Origin of the sequence: Isoptericola sp. NPDC019693 (genome assembly GCF_044389085.1) — a bacterium.
Lineage (GTDB): Bacteria > Actinomycetota > Actinomycetes > Actinomycetales > Cellulomonadaceae > Isoptericola.
The window spans coordinates 35,592-60,094 of record NZ_JBIRXP010000005.1; the positions used below are offsets into that span (position 1 = coordinate 35,592).

21 protein-coding genes are annotated in these 24,503 nt (G+C 74.7%); 9 read left to right on the plus strand and 12 right to left on the minus strand.

Annotation, left to right across the window (positions count from 1 at the left end; genetic code table 11):
• The first annotated feature begins 65 nt into the window (after positions 1–65).
• Positions 66–488: a hypothetical protein gene (locus ACH436_RS15335; RefSeq protein ID WP_430561067.1), complete on the plus strand. Its 423-nt coding sequence runs from the start codon at positions 66–68 to the stop codon at positions 486–488.
• A 238-nt stretch (positions 489–726) separates the two neighbouring features.
• Positions 727–2,961 (plus strand): RecQ family ATP-dependent DNA helicase, encoded by a 2,235-nt coding sequence (locus ACH436_RS15340; RefSeq protein ID WP_430561337.1) that lies wholly within the window; start codon positions 727–729, stop codon positions 2,959–2,961.
• A gap of 45 nt (positions 2,962–3,006) precedes the next feature.
• Here ACH436_RS15340 and ACH436_RS15345 read toward each other — a convergent pair whose 3' ends face one another.
• Complete coding sequence (locus ACH436_RS15345; protein WP_430561068.1) at positions 3,007–6,375, minus strand: SNF2-related protein; 3,369 nt, start codon at positions 6,373–6,375, stop codon at positions 3,007–3,009.
• Between the two features lie 108 nt (positions 6,376–6,483).
• Positions 6,484–7,809 carry a histidinol dehydrogenase gene (gene hisD, locus ACH436_RS15350; protein ID WP_430561069.1) on the minus strand — a complete coding sequence of 442 codons (1,326 nt, stop codon included), beginning with the start codon at positions 7,807–7,809 and terminating at the stop codon, positions 6,484–6,486.
• Positions 7,810–7,910: 101 nt separating this feature from the next.
• On the opposite strand from hisD, the gene ACH436_RS15355 reads away from it, so the two are divergent.
• From ACH436_RS15355 to ACH436_RS15385, 7 genes are all read left to right on the plus strand, one after another.
• Complete coding sequence (locus ACH436_RS15355) at positions 7,911–8,636, plus strand: GntR family transcriptional regulator (protein ID WP_430561070.1); 726 nt, start codon at positions 7,911–7,913, stop codon at positions 8,634–8,636.
• 104 nt (positions 8,637–8,740) lie between these two features.
• Positions 8,741–9,775: a BMP family ABC transporter substrate-binding protein gene (locus tag ACH436_RS15360; RefSeq protein ID WP_430561071.1), complete on the plus strand. Its 1,035-nt coding sequence runs from the start codon at positions 8,741–8,743 to the stop codon at positions 9,773–9,775.
• 131 nt (positions 9,776–9,906) lie between these two features.
• Positions 9,907–11,595 carry an ABC transporter ATP-binding protein gene (locus ACH436_RS15365; protein WP_430561072.1) on the plus strand — a complete coding sequence of 563 codons (1,689 nt, stop codon included), beginning with the start codon at positions 9,907–9,909 and terminating at the stop codon, positions 11,593–11,595.
• Entirely contained in the window at positions 11,592–12,842 is a 1,251-nt protein-coding gene (locus ACH436_RS15370) for a hypothetical protein (protein WP_430561073.1), read from the plus strand. Before ACH436_RS15365 ends, ACH436_RS15370 begins: the two co-directional genes overlap by 4 nt.
• Complete coding sequence (locus tag ACH436_RS15375) at positions 12,842–13,765, plus strand: ABC transporter permease (RefSeq protein WP_430561074.1); 924 nt, start codon at positions 12,842–12,844, stop codon at positions 13,763–13,765. Before ACH436_RS15370 ends, ACH436_RS15375 begins: the two co-directional genes overlap by 1 nt.
• Positions 13,766–13,824: 59 nt before the next feature.
• Entirely contained in the window at positions 13,825–14,814 is a 990-nt protein-coding gene (locus tag ACH436_RS15380) for an ornithine cyclodeaminase family protein (RefSeq protein ID WP_430561075.1), read from the plus strand.
• 97 nt (positions 14,815–14,911) lie between these two features.
• Complete coding sequence (locus ACH436_RS15385; protein WP_430561076.1) at positions 14,912–15,148, plus strand: RNA-binding S4 domain-containing protein; 237 nt, start codon at positions 14,912–14,914, stop codon at positions 15,146–15,148.
• A gap of 28 nt (positions 15,149–15,176) precedes the next feature.
• Here the strand turns inward: ACH436_RS15385 and ACH436_RS15390 are convergent, their stop codons facing one another.
• The 10 genes from ACH436_RS15390 to ACH436_RS15435 all read right to left on the minus strand — a co-directional run bounded on the left by ACH436_RS15390 (position 15,177) and on the right by ACH436_RS15435 (position 24,359).
• Positions 15,177–15,581: a pyridoxamine 5'-phosphate oxidase family protein gene (locus tag ACH436_RS15390; protein WP_430561077.1), complete on the minus strand. Its 405-nt coding sequence runs from the start codon at positions 15,579–15,581 to the stop codon at positions 15,177–15,179.
• An 80-nt stretch (positions 15,582–15,661) separates the two neighbouring features.
• The gene (locus ACH436_RS15395; protein ID WP_430561078.1) at positions 15,662–16,180 is read right to left on the minus strand and encodes an NUDIX domain-containing protein; all 519 of its coding nucleotides are present in this window, start codon (positions 16,178–16,180) and stop codon (positions 15,662–15,664) included.
• A complete protein-coding gene (gene dnaE / locus ACH436_RS15400) occupies positions 16,177–19,764 on the minus strand; it encodes a DNA polymerase III subunit alpha (RefSeq protein WP_430561079.1) in 3,588 nt (1,195 codons plus the stop codon). The genes ACH436_RS15395 and dnaE overlap by 4 nt, the downstream gene beginning before the upstream one ends.
• A 79-nt stretch (positions 19,765–19,843) precedes the next feature.
• A complete protein-coding gene (locus ACH436_RS15405; protein ID WP_430561080.1) occupies positions 19,844–20,260 on the minus strand; it encodes a YkvA family protein in 417 nt (138 codons plus the stop codon).
• Positions 20,261–20,265: 5 nt separating this feature from the next.
• A complete protein-coding gene (locus tag ACH436_RS15410; RefSeq protein ID WP_430561081.1) occupies positions 20,266–21,204 on the minus strand; it encodes an RluA family pseudouridine synthase in 939 nt (312 codons plus the stop codon).
• 2 nt (positions 21,205–21,206) lie between these two features.
• Positions 21,207–21,923, minus strand: a complete 717-nt coding sequence (locus ACH436_RS15415; protein WP_430561082.1) for a signal peptidase II — start codon at positions 21,921–21,923, stop codon at positions 21,207–21,209.
• A 105-nt stretch (positions 21,924–22,028) separates the two neighbouring features.
• Positions 22,029–22,490 carry a TraR/DksA family transcriptional regulator gene (locus ACH436_RS15420; protein WP_430561083.1) on the minus strand — a complete coding sequence of 154 codons (462 nt, stop codon included), beginning with the start codon at positions 22,488–22,490 and terminating at the stop codon, positions 22,029–22,031.
• Between the two features lie 159 nt (positions 22,491–22,649).
• Entirely contained in the window at positions 22,650–23,282 is a 633-nt protein-coding gene (locus ACH436_RS15425) for a DivIVA domain-containing protein (RefSeq protein ID WP_430561084.1), read from the minus strand.
• 222 nt (positions 23,283–23,504) lie between these two features.
• Positions 23,505–23,798 carry a YggT family protein gene (locus tag ACH436_RS15430; protein WP_430561085.1) on the minus strand — a complete coding sequence of 98 codons (294 nt, stop codon included), beginning with the start codon at positions 23,796–23,798 and terminating at the stop codon, positions 23,505–23,507.
• A gap of 90 nt (positions 23,799–23,888) precedes the next feature.
• The gene (locus ACH436_RS15435; RefSeq protein WP_429762174.1) at positions 23,889–24,359 is read right to left on the minus strand and encodes a cell division protein SepF; all 471 of its coding nucleotides are present in this window, start codon (positions 24,357–24,359) and stop codon (positions 23,889–23,891) included.
• Positions 24,360–24,503 lie beyond the last annotated feature (144 nt).

Genomic DNA, 24,503 nt, shown 5'->3' on the forward strand with positions numbered 1-24,503 from the left:
GTCGGGCCTCGGGCGGCCGGACGCTTCCGCTGACGGCGCCACCGAGGAGTGGGAGCATCATCATCATGGACTCCTCCCAGGGCGCCGTGCCACCGCGGCCGAGGCCCACGCCGGCGGCCCGCCCGCCCGTGGCACGCGGCTGGCGGCTCGCCGCGGCCCTCGCCGTCCTCGTCTCCGCCGTCGTCCACGTCGTCCTGTACGTCGACGGCTACGACACCATCGCCGTCGTCGGGCCCCTCTTCCTGCTCAACGCCGTGGCCGGGATCGTGCTGGCCGCCCTCCTGGTGGTCTGGCGGCACTGGCTGCCGCTGGTGGGCGGGATCGGCTTCGGCGGCCTGACCCTGCTCGCGTTCGTGCTCTCGACGACGGTCGGCTTCTACGGCGTGAACGAGACCTTCGCGGGCACCACCGAGATCGTCGCGGCCGCGGCCGAGGTGGTCGCGGTGGTGGCGTCGGCCGTGGCGCTGCTGCGGGAGTACGTGCGCTGACGGACCTGTGGAGAGCGGGCGCACACCGTCGGCGGATCCCCCTACGATCGAGGACGTGAGCCACCCCGACGACCCGTACGCCGACCTCGTGTTCGACCCGACGGACGAGGACGTCCCGCCGCCCGACGACCTGGCGCCCGAGCCCGAGCACGGGCCGCCCGCCCCGGTGCCGGCCCCCTCCGCGGCGGGCCGGGCGGACGCTCCCGCCCCGGACGCCGCCATGCGGGCCAAGCTCGCGATGCTGCGCGGCCTGCTCGACAGCGCCGGCGAGGGCGGGGGCACGCTGCGCGAGCAGGCCGAGGAGTCGTTGCGTGCCCTGGTCGGCCGTGACGACGCGACGCTGCGGGAGGACCAGTGGCGGGCCATCGAGGCCCTGGTCGCGTTCCGCCGACGCGCGCTCGTCGTGCAGCGCACGGGATGGGGCAAGTCCGCCGTCTACTTCGTCGCCACGTCCCTCCTGCGGTCCCGCGGTGCCGGGCCGACCGTCATCGTGTCGCCGCTCCTGGCGCTCATGCGTGACCAGATCGCGGCCGCCGCCCGTGCCGGGATCCGCGCCGTGACGATCAACTCCTCCAACGTCACCGAGTGGGACCAGGTGCACGCGGCCATCGCGGCGGGCGAGGTCGACGTGCTCCTGTGCTCCCCCGAGCGGCTCAACAACCCTGCCTTCCGCGACGAGGTGCTCCCCCGCCTCGCGGCCGACGCCGGCCTGGTCGTGATCGACGAGGCGCACTGCATCTCCGACTGGGGCCACGACTTCCGGCCCGACTACCGCCGCATCCGCACCCTGCTCGCCGACCTGCCCCCGGGGATCCCCGTGCTCGCCACCACGGCCACGGCCAACGCCCGCGTCACCGCCGACGTCGCCGAGCAGCTGGGCGTGCACGGAGCCGCTGACGATGCCGGCGGCGACGCCGGCGAGGTGCTCGTGCTGCGCGGCGGCCTCGACCGCGAGTCGCTGCACCTGGCGGTGCTCGAGCTGCCCGACCAGCCCACGCGCGTGGCGTGGCTCGTCGAGGCCCTGCAGGACGTCGAGGGGTCGGGGATCGTCTACTGCCTCACGGTCTCGGCCGCCGAGCAGGTCGCCGAGCAGCTGCGCGGTGCGGGTCTCGCGGTCGCCGCGTACACCGGCCGCACCGACCCCACCCAGCGCGAGCAGCTCGAGGAGGACCTCAAGGAGAACCGGGTCAAGGCCCTCGTCGCGACGTCCGCGCTCGGCATGGGGTTCGACAAGCCCGACCTCGCCTTCGTCGTGCACCTCGGCGCGCCGTCCTCCCCCATCGCGTACTACCAGCAGGTGGGCCGCGCCGGCCGCGGCGTGGACGACGCCGTGGTGGTCCTGCTGCCCGGTCAGGAGGACCGGGCGATCTGGGACTGGTTCGGGTCGCAGGCGTTCCCCGCCGAGCCCCAGGTCCGGGCGACGCTCGCCGCGCTCTCGGCGGGAGAGGGAGCGCAGTCGACGGCGGCGCTGGAGACGCAGGTCGACCTCAAGCGGTCCCGGCTCGAGACGATGCTCAAGGTGCTCGACGTCGACGGCGCGGTGCGCCGCGTGCAGGGCGGATGGGTCGCCACGGGCACGCCGTGGGGGTACGACGCCGAGCGGTACGCGCGCGTGGAGGCCACCCGCGAGGCGGAGCAGCAGGCGATGGTCGACTACGTGGCGACGTCGGGGTGCCGGATGGCGTACCTGCGCGCCCAGCTCGACGACCCCGAGCTGCCCGAGGGCTGGCAGTGCGGCCGCTGCGACCGCTGCGGCGGGGTCACGCTGCCCGCGGTGCCCGATGCCGAGGCGGTCGCCGCCGCGCGGGCCGACATGGACCGCCCGGGCGTCGAGGTCGGCCCGCGGGCGATGTGGCCGTCCGGGCTGGCCGCGCTCGGGCTGGACCTCAAGGGCAAGATCGCGCCCGACGAGCGCGCCGAGCCCGGCCGCGCGGTGGCGCGGCTCGACGGACTGGGCTGGTCCGGGCCGCTGCGGGACCTCTTCGCGCCGGGCGCCGCCGACGGCGAGGTGCCGGTGCCGCTGCGGCACGCCGCCGCGCGGGTCCTGGACGACTGGGACGCGATCCGCCCCGAGGGTGCCGACGGCAGCGACGAGCCGGCCGCGAAGGGTGGCCGCCGCACGACGATCGAAGGGGTCGTGGCGGTGCGGTCCACCACGCGACCGCAGCTGACGTACCACCTGGCGTCCGGGCTGGCCGCCTACCTGGGGGTGCCGCTCATCGGCGCGGTCGGCCCGACCGCGGGCACGGAGCAGCCCGACCGGCACGACGTGAACTCGGCGATGCGGCTGGCGGGGGTGGCGCGCCGCCTGCGGCTGGAGCTGGGCGACGCCGCCCTGGGCGGGCTGCCCGGGCGCACGGTGCTGCTGGTGGACGACTGGACCGAGTCCGGCTGGACGCTCACGGTCGCCGCGCGGCTGCTGCGCCAGGCCGGGGCCGCGGCCGTGCACCCGTTCGTGCTCGGGGTGCGCTGACGCGCTGCCGGCGGCAGCCGCGACCGGCGGGCTCGCGACGGTGGGTCAGCCGTCGAGCAGGCCGCGCACGTCGTCGGCCGCCAGCGTCCGGGCGAACGTGCCCGCCGCGTCGTCGAGCACGGCGTCGAACAGCGCGGCCTTGCGTCGCGCCAGCGCCATGACCTTCTCCTCGATCGTGTCCTGCGCCACCAGGCGTGTCACGACGACGTTGCGGGTCTGCCCGATGCGGTGGGTACGGTCCACGGCCTGCGCCTCCGTGGCGGGGTTCCACCAGGGGTCGAGCAGGTAGACGTAGTCGGCCTCGGTGAGGTTGAGCCCGACCCCGCCCGCCTTGAGCGAGATGAGGAACACCGGGGCGTCACCGTCCTTGAAGGCCCGCACGACGTCGGCGCGCCTCCGGGTGGCGCCGTCGAGGTAGACGACGGGCAGGCCGGCGGCGGCGCAGCGCTGCTCGACGCGCCGCAGGAACGACGTGAACTGCGAGAAGACGAGCGCCCGGTGCCCCTCGGCCGCGATCTCGGTCAGCTCGTCGGTCACCACGTCGAGCTTCGCGGAGCCGACGCCCGCGTACGCGTCGTCGAGCAGGGAGGCGTCGAGGGCCAGACGCCGCAGCGTCGTCAGCGACCGGAAGATCGCCACCCGGTTCGCGTCGAAGTCCTCGAGCAGCCCGAGCAGGCGTTGCCGCTCGCGCTGCAGATGGGTGTCGTAGACCCTGCGGTGGTCCAGGGTGAGGGGCACGCGCAGCACGCGCTCGGTGCGCTCGGGCAGCTCGGGCGCGACCTGCTCCTTCGTGCGGCGCAGCACGAGCGGGCGGATGCGGCGCTTGAGCCGGGCGAGCGCACGGTTGCCGGCCGCGACCACCTGCGGGTCGTCGTCGGTGGCCGCCGCGTCGACGAGCCGCGCCGTCTCCGCCTTGAAGCGGTGCATCGAGGGGTACAGCCCGGGCGCGACGATCGCGAGCGCGGCCCAGAGCTCCATGAGGTTGTTCTCGAGCGGCGTGCCGGTGATGGCGAGCTTGAAGGGCGCGCGCAGGAGCCGAGCCGTCTCGTGGGCCCGGGTGCGCGGGTTCTTCGCCACCTGTGCCTCGTCGAGGACCAGGCCGCTCCACTCGAGGGCGTCGAACGCGTCGAACTCCAGGCGGAAGACCGCGTACGACGTGACGACCAGGTCGGCGCCTGAGGCGAGGTCGGCCAGCCCGGTCCCCAGGGTGCGCGCCGTGGCCGGCATCGCGGCCACCCGCAGGCCGGGGGCGAAGCGTGCCGCCTCGTCGACCCAGTTGCCGACCACCGAGGCCGGGGCGACGACCACGAACGGCGGCGCACCGGGGTCCTGGGCCCGGGCGTGCGCGAGGAACGTCAGCGTCTCGAGCGTCTTGCCGAGCCCCATGTCGTCGGCCAGGATGCCGCCGAGCCCGTGGCGCCACAGGAACGCCAGCCACTCGAACGCCTCCCGCTGGTACGGACGCAGCTCGGCACGGATCCCGTCGGGCACGTCGACCGGGTCCGCGACCCGGTCCCCCGCGGCGAGCGCCCGCAGGCCTGCCAACGACCGCCGCCACGCCTCGGCCGCCTCGACGACGTCCGCCACGTCCTCGAGCTCGCCCCAGAGGTGGGCGTCGTAGCGGCTGACCCGTGCCTTGCCCGGTCGGTCGCTCAACGCGGTGGCCTCGGTGATGAGGTCGCGCAGCCGCCCCAGCACCGGCTGGTCGAGCCGGAGCCACGAGCCGTCGACGAGCAGGAGCCGCGTGTCCCCGCGAGCGAGGGCGGTGAACAGCCGGGCGAAGGGGATCGCCTTGCCGCCCACCGACACCGAGATCCCCAGGTCGAGCCAGTCGGCGTCCCCGGAGGGCGCGCCGGACACCACGACCCGGGGCGCGGCGTCGAGGTGCAGGTAGTGCGGCACGTCGCCGGCCTCGACGCGCACGTCGGCTGCCCCGGCCAGCGCGGGGAGCACGCTGTGGGCGAGGTCGAGGGCGTCCAGGCCCTTGAGCTCGGTCCGGGCGGCGAGGTCGAAGCGCTCGAACCCGGGCACGCCCCGGACGGTCGCCTGCGCCTTGGCGAGGATCTCGGCCTCCGCGTCCGGGTCCCGGACCGGGTCGGAGGCGGCCCCGTCGAGCGGGACACGGCGCGCCGGGCCGCCGGCCGGCGCAGCGTACTCGAACGACCAGGACAGGCGCGCGTGCTCCGGCGACACGAAGGCCACGCCCGCGACGAGCACCGGACGCGGCGGGTCAGGCAGCTCGACGGAGCCGTCCGACACGACGCGCGCGGCCCGGCGCAGCACGGGGAGGTGCTCGGCGAACAGCTCCGCCACGTCGTCGCCGGGCACCTCCACCCGGCCCACGACCACGAGCTCCCGCGCGGCGTCGGACAGCCGCCGCGAGGTCGGCCCCAACCGCAGCACCGTCCGCCGGTCCCGGGCCTCGACCGCGTACAGGCCCGTGTCGCCCACCGTGCCCAGCGGCGCCCCGGGTGCCGCGTCGACGCCGTCGAAGGTCACGACCGGGTCGAGGCGCACCCCGACCGCGCCGCCCTCGTACGAGTCGCCGTCGACCGTGCCGCCGCCGACCGCACCGACCTGCAGGCGGAGCTGCGCCGCACCCGCCAGCAGCACCTCGTCTCGGGTCCCGTGCGCGACGAGGGGGATCTCCAGCTCCGCGGCCTCGGCGAGCAGCGCCCACAGCCCGCGCCCGCCGGCCGCCAGGGACCGCCACGCGCGCCGGCCGCGGCCGAACCCCCCGCCGTCGGCGAGGGCGGAGCCGAGGTCCGCGAACCAGCGGCGCACCTCGGGCGCCGGGGTGGCCCGCACGTCGGCGAACGCGTACAGCCCGGTGGCCAGCGCCTCCCAGCTCGCCTCCGGGGCCACCTTCCACCCGTTGCGCCCCTGGACGACCGGCCGGACGGACAGCTCCTGGGGCTGCCCGCCGAACGCCTCGTCGAGCCGGAACCGCAGCCCGACCGGGAGCACGCCGCCGCGGCCGGCGCCACGTCCGGTGCCGACGTGCGCGCCGGGGTCCGAGGCGCCCGCCACCGCGGCGAGGCGCCCGCGCCAGCCGACGGCCGCCCCGTCCTGCGCGTCGTCGTCATCGGGGCCCGCCGCGCCGGCGGCGTCGGGCGCCGCGCCGACGTGCAGCAGCAGGGCCGCCACATGCTTGCAGTCCGCGCCCACCGGGCAGCTGCACGTCGAGGACCCGTAGGCGTACCGCCCGTCGCCCCCGACCGTGAACGTCACCCGGCAGGCGTACGGCTGGGCGCCGCTCCCCGCGACCCGCGCGGTGAGCGTCCGGGCGCCGGTGTCCCAGTGCCACGTCCGGACCATGCCCGCGCGCTGGTACCCCTGGGCGCGACGGAACGCCGCGCTCCCGACGAGGTCGCCCACCACCACCGGGTCGAGGCGAGGGGGCAGCGCGGGCATGCGTCCATGCTCGCACGCGCCCCCGACGCGCCCCGCCCGCGCGGCCGTCAGCCCGTTTGGCACACTATTCCGGCCGGGGCCACGGGCGCCGTCGGTCGGCGGGAGGGGTCAGACGAACCGGCCGCGCACGGCCTCGCCGTGCGCGGGCAGGTCCTCGTCGTTCGCGACGGCGACGATCCGGTCGGCGAGCTCCTCCAGGCCGTCGCGGGTGTACTCGACGACCTGCACGGACTTGAGGTACGCGTGCACGCCGAGGCCGCTGGAGAAGTGCGCGGACCCACCGGTGGGCAGCACGTGGTTGCTGCCCGCCATGTAGTCGCCGAGCGAGACCGGGGACCACGGGCCGACGAAGATCGCCCCCGCCGACCGCACGCGCTCCGCGAGCTCCGCGGCGCCCTCGGTCTGGATCTCCAGGTGCTCGGCCCCGTAGGCGTCCACCACGGCGAGACCGTGCTCGAGGTCGTCGACGAGCACGACCGCCGACTGGGGCCCGCCCAGCGCCTGCATCACGCGCGCGGAGTGCTTGGTGGAGCCCGCGAGGTCGCTGAGCCGGGCCTCGACCGCGCCCGCCAGCTCCACGGACGGCGTCACCAGCACGGAGGCGGCCATCGGGTCGTGCTCGGCCTGGCTGATGAGGTCGAGGGCGACGTGGCCCGGGTCGGCGGACGCGTCCGCCAGCACGGCGATCTCGGTGGGCCCGGCCTCGGCGTCGATGCCCACGACGCCGCGCACCAGGCGCTTGGCCGCCGTGACGTACACGTTGCCGGGGCCCGTGACGACGTCCACCGGCTCGCACAGCACGTCACCGTCCTGGGGCTCGCTGCCGGCCGCGCCGTAGGCGAACATCGCCACCGCCTGGGCGCCACCGACCCCGTACACCTCGTCGACGCCGAGCAGCGCGCAGGCGGCGAGGATCGTCGGGTGCGGCAGCCCGCCGGCGTCCTTCTGCGGCGGGGAGGCGACGGCGAGACCGGGCACCCCGGCCTCCTGCGCGGCGACCACGTTCATGATCACGGAGGACGGGTAGACCGCACGGCCGCCGGGCACGTACAGGCCCACGCGCTGCACCGGGACCCACCGCTGCCGCACCACGGCACCCGGCCCCAGCCGCGTCGAGTGCTCCGTGGGCACCTGGGCGGCGTGCACCGCGCGCACGCGCCGGATCGCCTCCTCGAGCCCCGCGCGCACCTGCGGGTCGAGCTCGGCGAGCGCGTCGGCGAGCGCCGCCACGGGCACCCGCAGATGGTCCGGACGCACCCCGTCGAGGCGCTCCGACAGGTCACGGAGCGCGGCGGCGCCACGCGTCCGGACGTCGGCGATGATCGGGGTCGCGGCCTGGACGGCCTGGTCCACCCCGACCTCGGGGCGCGGCAGCACCCCGAGCAGCTCGGTACGGGTCAGGTCCTCCCCGCGGAGGTCGATGCGTCGGATCACGCGACCAGTCTAGGTGGGGCCGCCCCGGCGCCACCTCGTCCGACCGGAGGACGGACGACGGGCCGCGGGCGCCCCGGCGGCGCGCTCCCTAGGATCGGTGGGTGACCACGCTCCCCGCGCCCCGCGGCGACAGCCGCTCGCTGCGCGAGACCGCCTACGAGACCCTCAAGGCGCGCATCATCGGCCTCGACCTCCATCCCGGGCAGCGTCTGGTCGAGCGGGACATCGCCGCCGAGCTCGGCGTCTCCCGCGTGCCCCTGCGGGAGGCGCTGCAGCAGCTCGAGGGCGACGGGCTGGTGATCCTGGTGCCGCGGCAGGGGGCGCTCGTCGCGCCCTTCACGCGCGCGGACGTCGAGCAGCTCTTCGAGGTCCGCGAGAGCGTCGAGGTGCTCGCCTTCCGGCTCGCGGCGCTGCGCCGGACGCCCGCCGACCTCGCGGCGATGCGGGCCGCGGTCCAGGCGGCGCGCCAGGCGCTCGACGCGCACGACGACGCCGCGACGGCCGCGGCCAACGCGGGGTTCCACGCGGCGGTCGTGCAGGCCTGCGGCAACACGCTGCTGCGGTCGATGCTGGCCCCGCTCGACGCCCGGGTCCGCTGGCTCTTCCATCTCACGAAGCAACGGGACACCCGCGAGCAGTGCGCGGAGCACGCCGCGATGCTGGCGGCGATCGAGGCCCGCGACGCGGAGACCGTCGCCGCCCTCGCCCGGCAGCACGTGACCTCGGGACGCGAGCCGAGCCTCGCGCTCGCCGAGACCTGGGCCTCCTCCCCCGTCGACCCCGTGGTGGCGACCCGGTCGCGCAACCGAGGACGCCGCGCCGGCTGACCGAAGGACGGTCACGCACCATTTACGGCCGGGTGATCCGGTGGAAACACTCCGTCCCGAGACTCCTCCATTAGTGGTATACCGCTAACTCACTGGAGGACGACATGCGCACGCCCCACCCCCGTACCGCCGGGCCGCGGCCCGGTGCCACGGCCCGCCGGCCCCTGATGGTCGCCCTCGGCGCCGCCGGGCTGCTCGCCCTCGCGGCGTGCGGCACCCCCGCGGCATCCGGCAGCGACCCCGCGGCCGACGAGCCGCTCGCCGTCGGCGTGTTCCTGCCCGGGTCGACCTCGGACACCGGGTTCATGCAGTCCGCGTACCTCGGGTACCAGCGCGTCGAGGAGGAGCTCGGGGGCGAGGTCGACATGTCCTTCGTCGAGGAGGTCGCCGCGGCCGACTACGAACAGACCCTGGTGCGCCTCGCCGGCAGCTCCGACCTCGTGGTCTCCGTGGGCGGCCAGACCGACGCCGACCTGCGCAAGGTGGCTCCGCAGTTCCCCGACGTCACCTTCGTCGAGATCGGCGGCCCCGCCGACGCCGAGCCGCTCGAGAACCTCGCCTACTACGACCCGCAGCAGGCCGAGGCCGAATACCTCTCGGGCGCCGTCGCCGCCCTGTCGTCGAGCACCGGGAAGGTCGGGTTCATCGGCGGCGTCGAGCTGCCCGCCATCGTCAACGCCTCGGTCGCCTTCGCGAACGGTGCCGAGGCCGCCGTCCCCGGCACCACCGTGGTGACGCCGCAGTTCCTCGGCGACTTCAACGACCCCGCGAAGGCGAAGCAGGCCGCGGCGGCGAACTTCGGCGTCGGCGTGGACGTCGTCGGCCAGATCGTCAACCTGGGCAAGCAGGGCATCGAGCAGGCCGCGAGCGACGCGGGGACGGCGATGATCGGCGGCCCGATCCCGGGCGAGTGCACCGGCCCGTACGTCGGCTACGTCCGCACGGACATCGGCACCGAGGTCGAGTACGCCGTGCGGTCGGTGCTCGACGGCACGTGGGAGGCGGCGCAGGTGCCCTTCGGGCTGACGTCCGAGCGCGGCGGCACCGAGTTCGTGCTGTGCGACGACGACCCCGAGATCGCGGACACGCTCGCGACGATCACGGACTCGGTCGCCAGCGGGGACGTCGCGCCCTACTGACGGCACCTCGCGGCGCCGGGCCGGGCCACCACAGGCCCGGCCCGGCGTCCGCCCTCCCACCCACCGCCGGCAGCGCACCGCCGGCACCCACCACCAGGCAGGCCACCAGGCCGCCCGACCGAGGAGGTCCCGTGCCCCCACCGCAGCCGACCCCGCCGGTGCTCGAGCTCCGTGGCGTCACCCGCAGCTTCGGCGCGCACACCGCGCTCGACGACGTCGACCTCACGGTCGCCGCCGGTGAGGTGCACTGCGTGCTCGGGGAGAACGGCGCCGGCAAGTCGACCCTGTGCCACCTGGTCTTCGGCACGCTGCCGCCCACCCGCGGCGAGCTGCTGCTCGACGGCGTGCCCTACGCCCCCGCCTCCCCCGCCGAGGCGATCCGCCTCGGCGTCGGCATGGTCCACCAGCACTTCTCGCTGGTGCCCACGCTCACGGTGGCGGAGAACCTCCTGCTCGGCCGGGGGCGGCGGCTGCGACCCGACCGTGCCGGCCTCGCGGCACGGCTCGAGGAGATCGAGCACGACCTGGGCCTGCGCGTCGACCCGGCGGCCGTCACGGGAGCGCTCAGCGTCGGCGCCCGCCAGCAGGTCGAGATCGTCCGCGCCCTGCTGGACCGGCCCCGCCTGCTGCTGCTCGACGAGCCCACGGGCGTGCTCGGCCCCGAGGACGTCGAGCGCCTCCTGGCCACCTGCCGTCGCGTCGCCTCGGCGGGGACGGCCGTCGTGCTCATCACCCACAAGCTGGCCGAGGTGATGCGCGTCGGTGACCGCGCGACGGTGCTGCGCGGCGGGCACGTCGTCGGCGGCGGCTTCATCGCCCGCACCGACGCCACTGACGCCACTGACGCCGCTCACGCGCCGCACGCCGACGGCGCCACCGCGACCGACGCGCTCGGCGTCGCGGACCTCGTCCCCCTCATGATCGGGCGCGACGTCCGGGCGCTCGACCCCGTGCTCGCCGCGAGCGTCGACGTCGGGGAACGGTCGGTGGAAGCACGACCGGACGGACCACCACCGGACGCTCCCTCGCCGGACGCCCCGACACCGAGGCGGCCGCCCGGCGAGAGCGTGTCGGCCGTGCTGGACGTCCGCGGCCTCGTGGTCGAGGGCGCGGACGGCGCACGCCTCGTGGACGGCGTCGACCTGGCCGTGCGGCCCGGCGAGGTCGTCGGGATCGCGGGCGTGGAGGGCAACGGCCAGAGCGAGCTGGTCGCCGCGCTGTCCGGGGCGATCGTGCCGCTCGCGGGTCAGGTCCTGCTCGACGGGCACGACGTCACGCGAGCGACACCGGCACGGCGCACGCGTCTCGGGCTCGGCGTCGTCCCCGAGGACCGCCACCACGAGGCCGTGATCGCGGACCTCAGCGTCACCACGAACCTCCTGCTCGGGCGCCTCGGCGCGTACCGGCGGCTGGGGCTCCTCGACCGGCGTGCCCTGCGGGCCGACGCGCGCGACCTCGCCGCGCGGTTCGACGTCCGGGCGCCCGACCTCGACGCCCCGCTCTCGTCGCTCTCGGGCGGGAACCAGCAGAAGGCCGTGCTCGCCCGGGAGCTCAGCCTCGACCCCCTCCGGTGCGTCGTCGCCGCCCAGCCGACGCGCGGCCTCGACCTCGGCGCCGTCGACGACGTCGTCACCCGCCTGCGCGGCGCCGCCTCCTCCGGAGCGGCGGTGCTGGTGGTCTCGAGCGAGCTCTCGGAGCTGCTCGCGACGTGCGACCGGGTGCACGTCGCCTACCGGGGCCGGCTCAGCGGGCCCGTGCCCACCGACGTGCCGGACGCGCGCGACCAGGTCGCGCACCTGATGACAGGAGCAGCCGCATGACCCTCGCCGCACGGACCACCGCCGCCGCCCGGGACGCCCGGCGCGGCCCCGCTCCCGGACCGCCGGCCGCTCCAGCGCCGGAGCCGTCGTCCGGGCCCTCGTCCGGCTCGCCGTCCGCACCGCCGGCACGTCGTCCCGCCGTCCTGGCGGCCAGGCTCCGGGACCTGGCGCCCGTGCTCGTCCCGACCGCCGCCGTCGTCGGGGCGCTGGCCGTCAGCGCCGCGCTCGCCGCGCTCGCCGGCGCACCCCCCGCCGAGGCCGCCGCGGCGCTCTGGGACGGGATGGTCGGGACGCCGTACGCGATCGGCTCGGCCGTCAACACCGCCGCGGTCCTGCTGCTGGTGGCCGCCGGCTTCCTGGTCGCGCACCGCGCGGGCATGGTCAACGTCGGCGGCGAGGGCCAGATCTGCGTGGGGGCCGTGGCCGCCACCGCGGTCGGCACCACCCTCCCGCCGGGCGTCCCCCCGGCCCTCGCGCTCCCCCTCGTCCTGGCCGCCGCCGCGGCCGGAGGCGCCGGGTGGGCGGCGATCGCCGCCTGGCTCGCCGTCCGCCGAGGGGTGAGCGAGGTCATCACCACGCTGCTGCTCAACTTCGTCGGTGCCGCCGTCCTCGTCCTCGCCGTCCACGAGGAGGCGCTGCTGCGCCAGCCCGTGACCAGCTCCGAGACGCTCCCGCAGTCGGCCCCGCTCGTGGACGCGGCGCACCTGCCGCTCCTGGGGATCCCCGGGTCGCCCGCCACCGTCGCCGTGGTGCTCGCCCTCGTCGCCGCGGCCGTCGTGGCGCTCGTCCTGCGTCGTACCGGCACCGGGGTCCGTCTGGCAGCCGTCGGGCTGTCCCGACCCGCGGCGCGCCGCCTGGGGCTGGGCGTCGACCGGCTCCGGTTCTCCGCCCTCACCGGCGCGGGAGCCGCCGCCGGTGTCGCCGGGGGCGTCCTGGTCGCCTCCGCCCCTTACGTGCTCGACGACGGCATCTCCTCCGGCTACGGGTTCTCCGGCCTCGTCGTGGGCCTGCTCGCGCGCGGGTCGTGCACCGCCGCGGTGGCCGTCGCGACCGCGCTCGGGTTCCTCGTGTCGGGCGGGATCAACCTGCAGCTCGCCGCCGGGGTCCCCGCGTCCCTCACCCAGGTCGCGGAGAGCCTCGTCATCCTCGGCGTCGCCGGGACCGCCGTCTGGGCCGTGCGCCCGGCCCGGTCACGACGCGCGCACCGTCCCGACCCGACGACCCCCCGACCGGAGGCGACCCCGTGATGGACACCTTGGCCGACCTGCTCGCCGCCGGCGTCGCGCTCGCCGTCCCCGTCCTCGTCGCCGCGAGCGGCGAGCTCGTGGGCGAGCGGTCCGGCGCACTGACCATGAGCGTCGAGGGCATGATGCTCACCGGCGCGTTCGCCTCCGTGGTCGGGGCCACCACGTCCGGGTCCGCCCTGGTGGGTGTCGCCTGCGGAGCCGCGGCAGGGCTGCTCGCCGGGCTGCTGCAGGCGCTGCTCAGCGTTGTCCTGCGCGCGGACCAGATCGTCACGGGCATCGCCGCGAACGCGCTCGCGCTCGCGGGCACCACGTTCGGTGCCCGGCTGCTCCTCGAGCGCGGCACCGTCGTGCCGGGCTTCGACCGCGTCGCCGTGCCCTGGCTCTCCGACCTCCCGGTCCTCGGGCCCGCGCTGTTCCGGCAGACCGGGCTCGCGTACGTCCTGCTCGCGGTGGTCGTCGCGCTCGCCCTCCTCACGTCGCGCCGCACGTCCTGGGGCATCGCCCTGAGCGCCGTCGGCGAGGACGCTGCGAGCGCGGACCGCGCGGGCGTCCCCGTGCGGCGGGTCCGGTTCCTGGCGGTGCTCGTCGTCGGTGTGCTCTCCGGGCTCGCGGGCACCCAGCTGGCCCTCGCCGAGGTGCACACCTTCACGGACAACATGACGGCCGGCGTCGGCTACCTCGCGGTCGTGGCCGTGATCGCCGGGAGCTGGCGACCCGTCGGCGTCGCCGTGGCGGCCCTGGTCTTCGGGCTCGCGCAGGCGCTGCAGTTCACCCTGCCCGCGCTCGGGGTGGACGTGCCGTTCGCGCTGCTCGTCATGCTGCCGTACGTCCTGGCGCTGCTCGCCGTCGCCGGCCTCGTCACGCACAGCCGCCCGCCGGCGGGCCTCACGACGCCCTTCGTCCGGCTCGGGCGCACGGCATGAGCACCCCGACCGCCACCGCTACCGCTACCGCTACCGCTACCACCACCGTAGGAGCGCCCGTGCCCCTCGTCCTCACCCGTTCCGACCTCTCCGGGCTGGTCACGCCCCTCGAGGTCGTCGACCTCGTCGAACGAGCCTTCGCCGACGTCGCCGACGGCGTCGCCGCCCAGGCGCCGCTCACGGTCGCCGCGCTCGACCCCGCCGCGCACTTCCTGCCCATGACCGCCGTCTCGGGCCGTGCGGGGCTCGCCGGCTCGAAGCTGCTCGCCGACCTGCCGGGCAACCGCGCCCGCGGCCTGCCGGCGCAGCGGTCCGTCCTGGTGCTCGTCGACTCCGGCACCGGCGCGCCGGTCGCGGTGCTCGACGGCGCCGTCCCCACCCGGCTGCGCACCGCGGCCGCGAGCGCCGTCGCGACCCGGTGGCTGGCGCGCGCGGACGCGAGCGTGCTCGGGCTGGTGGGCGCCGGTGCGCTCGCGCTGGAGCACGTGCGCGCACTGGCCGAGGTCCGCCCGCTCGAGCACGTCCTCGTGTGGTCCCGCACGGCGGAGCGTGTCGCGGCGTTCGCCGCGCTGGTCGCCGAGCACCGTCCCGGGCTCACCGTGGACGCGGTCCGCTCGCCGGAGGAGGCGGTGCGGCGCGCCGACGTCGTCTGCACGCTGACGCCCGCGCGCGACCCGCTCGTCCAGGGGGCGTGGTTCACCCCCGGCCAGCACGTGAACGTCGTCGGGGCGCCTCCCCGCCCGGACCACCGGGAGGTGGACGGGGCGGCCATGGCACGGTCCCGGGTCGTGGTCGACTCCGTCGGGACCGCGCTGCACGAGTCCGGCGACGCCCTCCTCGCCATCGCCGAGGGCGCCATCGACGCCGACGCGTGCCGGCTCGAGCTCGGGGACGTGGTCACCGGCCGCGCCACCGGGCGGCGGGCGCAGGACGAGATCACCCTGTTCAACTCGGTCGGGCTGGGCATCCTCGACGTCGCGATCGGCGCGGTGCTCGTCGAGCGGGCACGCGCGGCCGGCCGGGGCGTCGCCGTCGACCTCGCCGCGTGACGCCGCACCACGCCACGCGGTGGGTGGCGACGGTGGGCGGCGGCGGTGGGCGGCCGCGGGCGCGGTGGCGGCCGTGCTCCGGTCCGGAGGGCGGACAATGGGTCCCATGAGCACCCCGATCGAGGTACCCATCCGTGACGACGTGATCCGGCTGGGTCAGTTCCTCAAGCTCGCGGGGCTGGCGGAGTCCGGCACGCACGCCCGGGACCTGGTCGCCGACGGCGAGGTCAGCGTCAACGGCGAGGAGGAGACGCGGCGCGGCCGCCAGCTCGTGCGCGGCGACCGCATCACGGTGGCCCTGCCCGAGGGCGACGAGACGGCCGTCGTCGCCTGATGCATCCCCTGATCGTGGTGAGCAACGATCAGGCCATGTAGGTGGAGGCCATCGCCCGGTCCGGGGTGAGGCGCAGGACGACGCGGTCGGGGTCGTGCGACAGCGGCCGGTAGCGCTTCGCGTACCGCGCGACGGCGTCCGCGATCTCGTCCGGGTCCTCGCTCACCTCGATCGTGCCCTCGAGCGTCAGCCAGCGGCCGCCGTCCACCTGGCACAGCGCGGCGCGAGGGCGTCCCCCTTCCGCGGTGGCCCGGCGCGCGTTGGCCACCTTGGTCGACGTGCGACGTGCCGTCGTCCGCGCGACCCCGGCGTCGGCGTCCCACGTGAACGCGACGGGCACGACGTGCGGGCTGCCGTCCGCGCGCAGGGTGGTGAGGGTGGCGAGGTGGCGCTCGGTGACGAACACGAGCTGCTCGGGGTTGAGGCGGAACACGCCCCGAGCCTACGGCCGCGCCGGCGTGCGGGACGCCGACCACATCCCTAGCGACGCCGTGGCGTACCCCTCAGAACCCCTCAGAACCCCTCGATGAGGATCGGCGGCACGCGGGTGCCGTGCCGGCCCTCGTCGTGCAGGGCGCGCAGCACGGTCAGCTCGTGCGGTACGACCGGGTCCGGCAGGGCGACGAACGGGAACCACCGCAGGTCGGCGACCTTCGCGGGCTCGCGGATCTCAGGGCTGCCCGACCACCGGGTCACGGTGAAGAAGAAGTCGACACGCTGCTCGAGCGCGGGGCCGCCGGGCTCACCGCGATGCATCGTGGTCACCGGGACCAGGTCGGCCGGGTCCACCTCCACGCCGAGCTCCTCGCGCACCTCGCGGACCGCGGCCTCGCGCACCGACTCCCCCGCCTCGACGTGCCCCGCCGCCGCCGCGGCCCAGTGGCCGTCCCGGTACCCGGTCCCCTGCCGCAGCTGGAGCAGCACCTGCCCCTCACGGCGCAGGTACACATACGCCGCCGGCACCACCCGGAAGCGGTGGTCGGCCGAGCCGTCGTCCCGGCCCCCGTCGTCCTGGGTCACGTGCGCGGTCATGACAGGCAGCTCGGGCCGAGGAGCGCCTTGAGGTCGCCGAACAGCGCGGGCGACTTCTCGACGCGCAGCGTGTCCGCCGCCCGCACCACCGTCCGCTTGCCCGGCTCCGCGACGCTCACGTGCACCTCCGCCGACCCCGGGTGCGTGGCGAGCACCTCCCGCAGCCGCACCATCACCGGCTCGACGCACCGGGTGTGCGGCACGGTCACCAGCACGGGCGCGTCCGCGACGGCGGACGTGTCCGGCAGCGACACCTCCATCGCCTGCAGCTGCATCTGGTCGTCGCGGCGACGCACGCGGCCGCGCAGCGTGACGACCTGGTCCTCCGCGAGGATCGTCGAGTACGCGAGATAGGTCTCGCCGAAGAACATCACCTCGACCGCGCCCTCGAGGTCCTCGACGGTCACGGCCGCCCACGGGTTGCCGTTCTTGCTCATCTTGCGCTGCACGCTGGTGAGCAGCCCGGCCACCGTGACCTGCGAGCCGTCCTGGCGGCCCTCGTCGGCCATCAGCGACGCGATCGACGTGTCCGCCGCGCGCGCCAGGACGTGCTCCAGCCCCGACAACGGGTGGTCCGACACGTACAGGCCGAGCATCTCCCGCTCGAACGCGAGCCGCTGCTTCTTGTCCCAGTCCGGCAGGTCCGGCACGTCGACGGCGAACGTCATCGCCGCGTCCTCCTCGGCCCCGCCGAAGCCGGCGAAGAGGTCGAACTGCCCCTCGGCCTCCTTGCGCTTGACGGAGATGACCGAGTCGACGGCCTGCTCGTGGACCACCAGCAGGGCCCGACGCGGGTGGCCGAGGGAGTCGAACGCCCCGGCCTTGATGAGCGACTCGATGGTGCGCTTGTTGCAGACCACGGCCGGCACCTTGTCGAGGAAGTCCGTGAAGGAGGTGAACGCCCCCTTCTCCTCGCGCGCGGCGATGATCGCGTCCACGACGTTGGCCCCGACGTTGCGGATCGCCGTCAGGCCGAAGCGGATGTCGTCGCCGACGGCGGTGAACTTCGCGGCGGAGTCGTTGACGTCCGGGGGCAGCACGGTGATGTGCATGCGACGGCACTCGCCCAGGTAGAGCGCCATCTTGTCCTTGTCGTCCCGCACGCTCTGCAGCAGGCCGGCCATGTACTCGGTCGGGTAGTTCGCCTTGAGGTACGCCGTCCAGTACGAGACGACGCCGTAGCCGGCGGAGTGCGCCTTGTTGAACGCGTACCCGGCGAACGGCACCAGCGTGTCCCAGACCGCCTGGATCGCCGGCTTGGAGTAGCCGCGCTCCTTCATGCCCGCCTCGAAGGGGACGAACTCCTTGTCGAGGATCTCCTTCTTCTTCTTGCCCATCGCGCGCCGCAGCAGGTCGGCCTGGCCGAGCGAGTAGCCGGCGAGGATCTGCGCGGCGCGCTGCACCTGCTCCTGGTAGACGATGAGGCCGTAGGTCTCGCCCAGCACCTCGCTGAGCGGTTCCTCCAGCTCCGGGTGGATCGGCTCGATCTTCTGCATGCCGTTCTTGCGCAGGGCGTAGTTGATGTGCGAGTTCATGCCCATCGGCCCCGGGCGGTACAGCGCGATGACGGCGGAGACGTCCTCGAAGTTGTCCGGCCGCATCTGGCGCAGCAGCGAGCGCATCGCGCCGCCGTCGAGCTGGAAGACGCCCAGCGTGTCGCCACGGGCGAGCAGGTCGTAGGTCGCCTTGTCGTCGAGCTCGACCGTCTCGATCGCCACCGGCTCCTTGCCGTTCATGACGATGTTCTCGAGGGCGTCGTCGAGGATCGTGAGGTTGCGCAGCCCCAGGAAGTCCATCTTGATGAGGCCGAGGCCCTCGGACGTCGGGTAGTCGAACTGCGTGATGACCGCGCCGTCCTGCGGGCGGCGCATGATCGGGATGATGTCGATCAACGGGTCGCTGGACATGATGACGCCGGCGGCGTGCACGCCCCACTGGCGCTTCAGCCCCTCGATGCCCCGCGCCGTCTCGACGACGCGCTGCGCCTCCGGGTCGGCGTCGTGCACCGCGCGGAACTCCGCCGCCTCGGCGTACCGCTCGTGCTTCGGGTCGAAGATCCCGGACAGCGGGATGTCCTTGCCCATGACGGCGGGCGGCATCGCCTTGGTGAGCTTCTCCCCCATCGCGAACGGGAAGCCGAGCACGCGCGAGCCGTCCTTGAGCGCCTGCTTGGCCTTGATCGACCCGTAGGTGACGATCATCGCCACGCGGTCGTCCCCGTACTTCTCGGTGACGTACCGGATCACCTCGGAGCGCCGGCGCTCGTCGAAGTCGACGTCGACGTCGGGCATGGAGACGCGCTCCGGGTTGAGGAAGCGCTCGAAGATCAGGCCGTGCTTGAGCGGGTCGAGCTCCGTGATGCCCATGACGTAGGACACCATCGAGCCCGCGGCCGAACCGCGGCCCGGCCCCACGCGGATGCCCTGCTCCTTGGCCCAGTTGATGAAGTCGGCCACCACGAGGAAGTACCCCGGGAAGCCCATCTGGATGATGACCTCGACCTCGTAGTTCGCCTGCTTGCGGACGTCGTCGCTGATGCCGTCGGGGTACCGGCGGCGCAGGCCCGCCTCGACCTCCTTGACGAACCAGCTCACCTCGTCCTCGCCGTCGGGCACGGGGAACCGCGGCATGTAGTTCGCCTTGGTGTCGAACGAGACGTCGCAGCGCTCGGCGATGAGCAGCGTGTTGTCGATCGCCTCCGGCAGCTCGGAGAACAGCCGGCGCATCTCGGCCCCGGAGCGCACGTAGAAGCTGTCACCGCTGAAGGCGAACCGGCTGCCGCCCTGGTCGTAGGTCGGCTCGTCGAGCGTCGACCCGGAGTTCACCGCGAGCAGCACCTCGTGGGAGTGCGCGTCCTCCTGCTTGGTGTAGTGCAGGTCGTTGGTCGCCACGAGCGGTGCGTCGATGTGCTCCGCGAGGCGCAGCAGGTCCTTGTACGTGCGGGACTCGATCTCGATCCCGTGGTCCATGAGCTCGACGAAGAAGTTCTCCTTGCCGAGGATGTCCTGCAGCTCGCCCGCGGCGCGCACCGCCTCGTCCCACTGCCCCAGCCGCAACCGCGTCTGGACCTCGCCGGACGGGCAGCCCGACGTGCCCATGAGGCCCTTGCCGTACGTCTCGAGGAGCTCCCGGTCCATGCGGGGCCACTTGCCCATCTGGCCGTCCAGGGACGCCAGCGACGACGCGCGGAACAGGTTGTGCATGCCCTCGTTGTCGCGCGCCCAGAGCGTCATGTGGGTGTAGGCGCCGCCCGCGGAGACGTCGTCGCGCCGCTGGTGCTGCTCGCCCCACAGCACCTTGGTGCGGTCGTGGCGGCTGGTCCCCGGCGTCACGTACGCCTCGACGCCGATGATCGGCTTCACCCCGTGCTTCTGCGCGGTGCTCCAGAAGTCGAACGCGCCGAAGAGGTACCCGTGGTCGGTGATCGCGATGGCCTTCTGGCCGAGCCGCGACACCTCGCTGAACAGGTCGTTCATCCGCGCCGCGCCGTCGAGCATCGAGTACTCGGTGTGCACGTGCAGGTGGACGAAGTCGTCCTCGGAGGTACCGGTCGGCTGGGCGGTGGAGGAACCTGCGTCGGGCATGGACCGAGTCTAGGCAGTCGCCTCCGACACTCTGGACCGCCCCGCCGAGGGCAACGTCACACGGCGACGGCGGCCCCGGCTACCACCGCACGAGCAGCCGCAGCACGGCCAGGCCGTCCTCGGAACCGGGCCAGTGCCGGCGCACGACGTCGGGCCCGGCGCTGCGCACCACGGCCCGCAGCACGAGCGCCACGACGACCACGTCGTCGGCCCACCCGAGCACGGGGATGACGTCCGGGACGAGGTCGAACGGCATGGCCAGGTAGCCGAGCAGCACGACGAGCAGCGCACGGACGCGCCGCGTCAGCGTCCGGTCCGCCGCGAGCCGCCTGACCAGGCGTAGGACGTCGGGCAGCAGCCGCACCGCGCCGCGCAGCGAGCCGCGGCCCGTGCGCCGGCGCACGACCAGCAGGCCGACGGCCAGCAGCGCCCAGAGGGCGAGCAAGGAGGCCACCAGGCCGAGGACGACGTCCGCCCACCAGGGCAGGTCGGGCACGGTGCCTACCGGTACGCCCCACGCACGACCTCGAGCGCGTGCGCCAGGTCGTCGGGGTACTCGCTGGTGACCTCCACCCAGCGGCCGGTCAGCGGGTGCTCGAAGCCGAGCCGCACGGCGTGCAGCCACTGACGCTCCAGGCCGACCTTCGACGCGAGCACCGGGTCCGCGCCGTAGGTGAGGTCGCCCACGAGCGGGTGCCGCACCGCCTGGAAGTGCACCCGGATCTGATGGGTGCGGCCGGTCTCGAGGTGCACCTCGACCAACGACGCGGCGGGCAGCATCTCCAGCACCTCGTAGTGCGTCACCGAGTGCTTGCCGTCCGCGACGACGGCGAACCTGTAGTCGGCGCTCGGGTGCCGCCCGATCGGGGCGTCGATCGTGCCGGTCGTCGGCTCGGGGTGGCCCTGCGCGAGCGCGTGGTAGACCTTCTCGACCGTGCGCTCCTTGAAGGCCCGCTTGAGCCCGCTGTACGCGGCCTCGCTCTTGGCCACGGCCATGAGGCCCGACGTGCCGACGTCGAGCCGGTGCACGATGCCCTGCCGCTCGGCGGCGCCGGAGGTCGCGATCCGGTAGCCGGCGGCGGCCAGCGCCCCCACCACCGTGGGTCCGGTCCAGCCCGGCGACGGGTGCGCCGCCACGCCGACGGGCTTGTCGACGACGACCACGTCGTCGTCCTCGTAGGCGATCGCCATGCCGGGCACGGGCTCCGCGACGACCGGCGCCGCCGGCCGCGCGTCCGGCACCGTGACCTCGAGCCAGCCGCCGGCGACGAGCCGGTCGGACTTGCCGACCTCGCGCCCGTCCAGCAGCACCGCCCCGGAGGCGGCGAGCTCCGCCGCCTGGGTGCGCGAGAAGCCGAGCATGCGCGCCAGGCCGGCGTCGACGCGCTCCCCCGCGAGGCCGTCGGGCACCGGCAGGGTGCGGGTGGATCCGGACGTCACGGTCAACGCCCCCCTGTCGGTTCTGTCGGCTCGCTCGGTTCTGACGGCTCGGCCGGGGCGTCCTCGTCGTCGACGTGCCGACGGCCGTCCAGCCCGATCCCGCGGAAGGACAGGATGACGATGAGTACCGCCGCGGCGACGATGGCGATGTCGGCGACGTTCCCCACGAAGACGCCGTAGTCGATGAAGTCGACGACGTGACCGCGCGCGAAGCCCGGCTCGCGGAAGAAGCGGTCGCCGAGGTTGCCCAGCGCCCCGCCGAGCAGCAGGCCGAGGGCCACGGCCCAGCCGGTGGAGCCGATGCGGCGGATCGCGCGCACGATGACGACCACCACGACCACCACGACGATCGTGAGGATCCACGTCATGCCGGTGGCGATCGACAGGGCCGCGCCCGGGTTGTAGATGAGCCGGAGCTGCAGCAGCTCGCCGATCAGGGGCTTCGGGTCGTCGCCCCAGACGAGCGCCGACTCCGCCCACCACTTGGTGAGCTGGTCGACGAGCAGCACGACCGCCGCCAGGACGAAGGTCCAGGTGATCAGGCGGCGCCGGCGCTCGGCCGACACCGGTGCGTCGTCGCCCGGGTCCTGGGCCACGGGCGCGGGCCGCGCTTCCTCAGGGACGACGTCGGGCGACACGCCCGACCCGGACGTCTCGGGTGCGCCGTCGCGCGGCGCGGGCTCGGGGGCCGGGGCGGAGCCGGCGGGCGTGGTCGACATCGTGCGCCAGTCTAGGCGGACGCCTGCGCGCGCAGGACCCGCCGGGCGGGGTGCCTCGGCGGCGGCGGGGCCGCCGGGTGCCCGGCGAACGGCATCCTCCCCCGCTCAGCGCCGCTCTTCGCGCGCCTTCGCCTCGACGGAGAGCGTGGCGCGGGGGAACGCCTGGAGGCGGGCCTTGCCGATCGGCAGCCCGGTGATCTCACAGGTGGCGTAGGTGCCCTTGCGGATGCGGTCGACGGCGTGCGCCGTCTGGGCGAGCAGGTCGCGCATGTTGTTGACCAGCGTGAGCTCCTGCTCGCGCTCGAGCGCGCTCGAGCCGTAGTCGGCCTGGTCGTCGCCCGCACCGTCGCCGGAGTTGCGCAGCAGGTCCGACAGCTCCTGGTCGGCGGCCGCGAGCTCACGCTCGAGGCGGTCCTTCTCCTCGAGCAGGAAGGCCGCCAGCTCCTCCACCTCGTGCAGGGTCCAGGGCTCCTCGCCGTCGCGGACCGGGAACGACTTCACGTCCCGCGCGAGGTGCGGGAAGTGCTCGCGCAGTGCCGCGCGGGTGGTGGTCGAGAGCTTGGCCATCGGTGCCCTTTCGTTGGTGCGTCGACGACGAGTCACCGCAGCGTAAGTGCGCCGAGCGGCCCGCACAACAGCACGCGCGGTGAAGGCGTGCGTGTCGTGCGGGCCGCTCGGCGTGAGGCGTGACGAAGGAGCGGGGTGCGCGGGGTGACGGCCCCCCGCTCAGAGCTCCGAGCCGCGAGAGGCACCGGCGTTCTGCCGCTGCGGCGGCAGGGCCGAGCCGCGGGCGTCGAGGTCGCCCAGCAGGTTCTGCAGGAAGCTCTTGAGACGCGTGCGGTAGTCGCGCTCGAAGAGGCGGAGCTCGTCGATCTTGCGCTCGAGGAGCGACCGCTCCTGCTCGAGCTGCGACAGGGTGCGGTGGCTGGTCTCCTCGGCCTCGCGCACGATGCGCGAGCCCTCGGACTTGGCCTCCGAGATGAGGCGGTCGCCCTCCTCCTGGCCCGACCGCACGTAGTCGTCGTGCAGCTTCTGGGCCAGCTGGAGCATCCCCGTGGCGGACTCCGGCTCCGCGGGCTGCTGCTTCGCGGCGGCCGGGGCGGGGGCGGGGGTCGGGGCGGGCGCCGGGGTCGGCGCGGGCTGCGCCTGCTGGGCGGCGTCCGAGCGGCTCAGCTCGGCGACCCGGTGCTCGGCGGCGGTGAGCTTGGACCGGAGGTCGTCGTTCTCCTCCTGGACCGCCGTGAGGGTCCGCACGACCTCGTCGAGGAAGTCGTCGACCTCTTCGACGTCGTAGCCCTCGCGGAACTTGGTCGCGGCGAACTTCTTGTTCAGGATGTCCTCTGCCGTCAGCAGCGCCATCGTCTCACCTCATCGTTCTTGCAGGGTCGGTGGGACCCGGTTCCCGGGCCGTCTGGATGACCACGGTAGCGGACGTCCTCGCGGGCGACCTGCCCGGGGAGGGCGGGTCGTCCCGCCCACACGACGTCTTCACAGGTCAGCACCGGGGCGCCCCTCACCGGACGCCGCGAACCCCGACCCAGGTCACACCCGGGCCGTCCGGGACGGCCGCCGGCGCACCGGTCACGCGGCCGCGAGGAACGAGGCCACGCGCATGAGGATGCCCGTGCCGATGAAGAGGACGAGGAAGGCGAGGTCCAGGCGGATCTGCCCCAGGGTCAACGGCGGGATCAGCCCCCGCAGGAAGCGCAGCGGCGGGTCCGTGACCGTGTAGATGGCCTCGGCCAACACCAGCAGCACGCCCTTCGGCCGCCAGTCGCGCGCGAAGAACTGCACCCAGTCGAAGACCAGCCGGATGATGAGGCACAGCAGGAACAGCCACAGGACGAGGTAGACCAGGTTGAAGACGAGACTCACGGGTCGAACCTACCCGAGCACGGCGCAGGGCCGGGGCAGGACTGCCCCGGCCCGTGCCGGACGGTGCGAGCGGCGCGCTCGGGCGCGCGGTCAGCTCTGGTTGTAGAACGCCCCGCGCCCGGGGGCCTTCTCCGCCGGCGGCTCCTCGCCCGCGATCTCCACGTGCTCCGGCGAGAGCAGGAAGACCTTGTTCGTCACGCGCTCGATCGACCCGCGCAGCCCGAAGATCAGGCCGGCCGAGAAGTCGACCAGGCGCTTCGCGTCGGCGTCGTCCATGTCGGACAGGTTCATGATCACCGGCGTGCCGCCACGGAAGGCCTCGCCGATGGTGCGGGCGTCGTTGTACGAGCGCGGGTGGATGGTCGTGATGCGTCGCAGGTCGGAGGCGATCACCGACTCGCTCCCTCCGCCACGGTGCAGCGGGGTGACCTGCGCCTGGTAGTCGTCACGGTCGCGCACCGGTGCCTCCAGCTCCTCGTACTCGTCGAGGTACTCCTCCGACTCACCCTGGTCGTCGGCGAGCCCCAGGTACAGCATCGTCTTGCGAAGCGCTCCGCCCATCGCCTTGCTCCGTTCGTCGCCACGTCCCGCCCTCCGTCCCGGACGGTGTCACGACGTTAACCACGCCTGCGCCGGCATCGACGCACGACACGCCGGTGTGTCGCGCGTCGCGGGCGCGTCCGGGCGTCCGCGTGTCAGGTCACG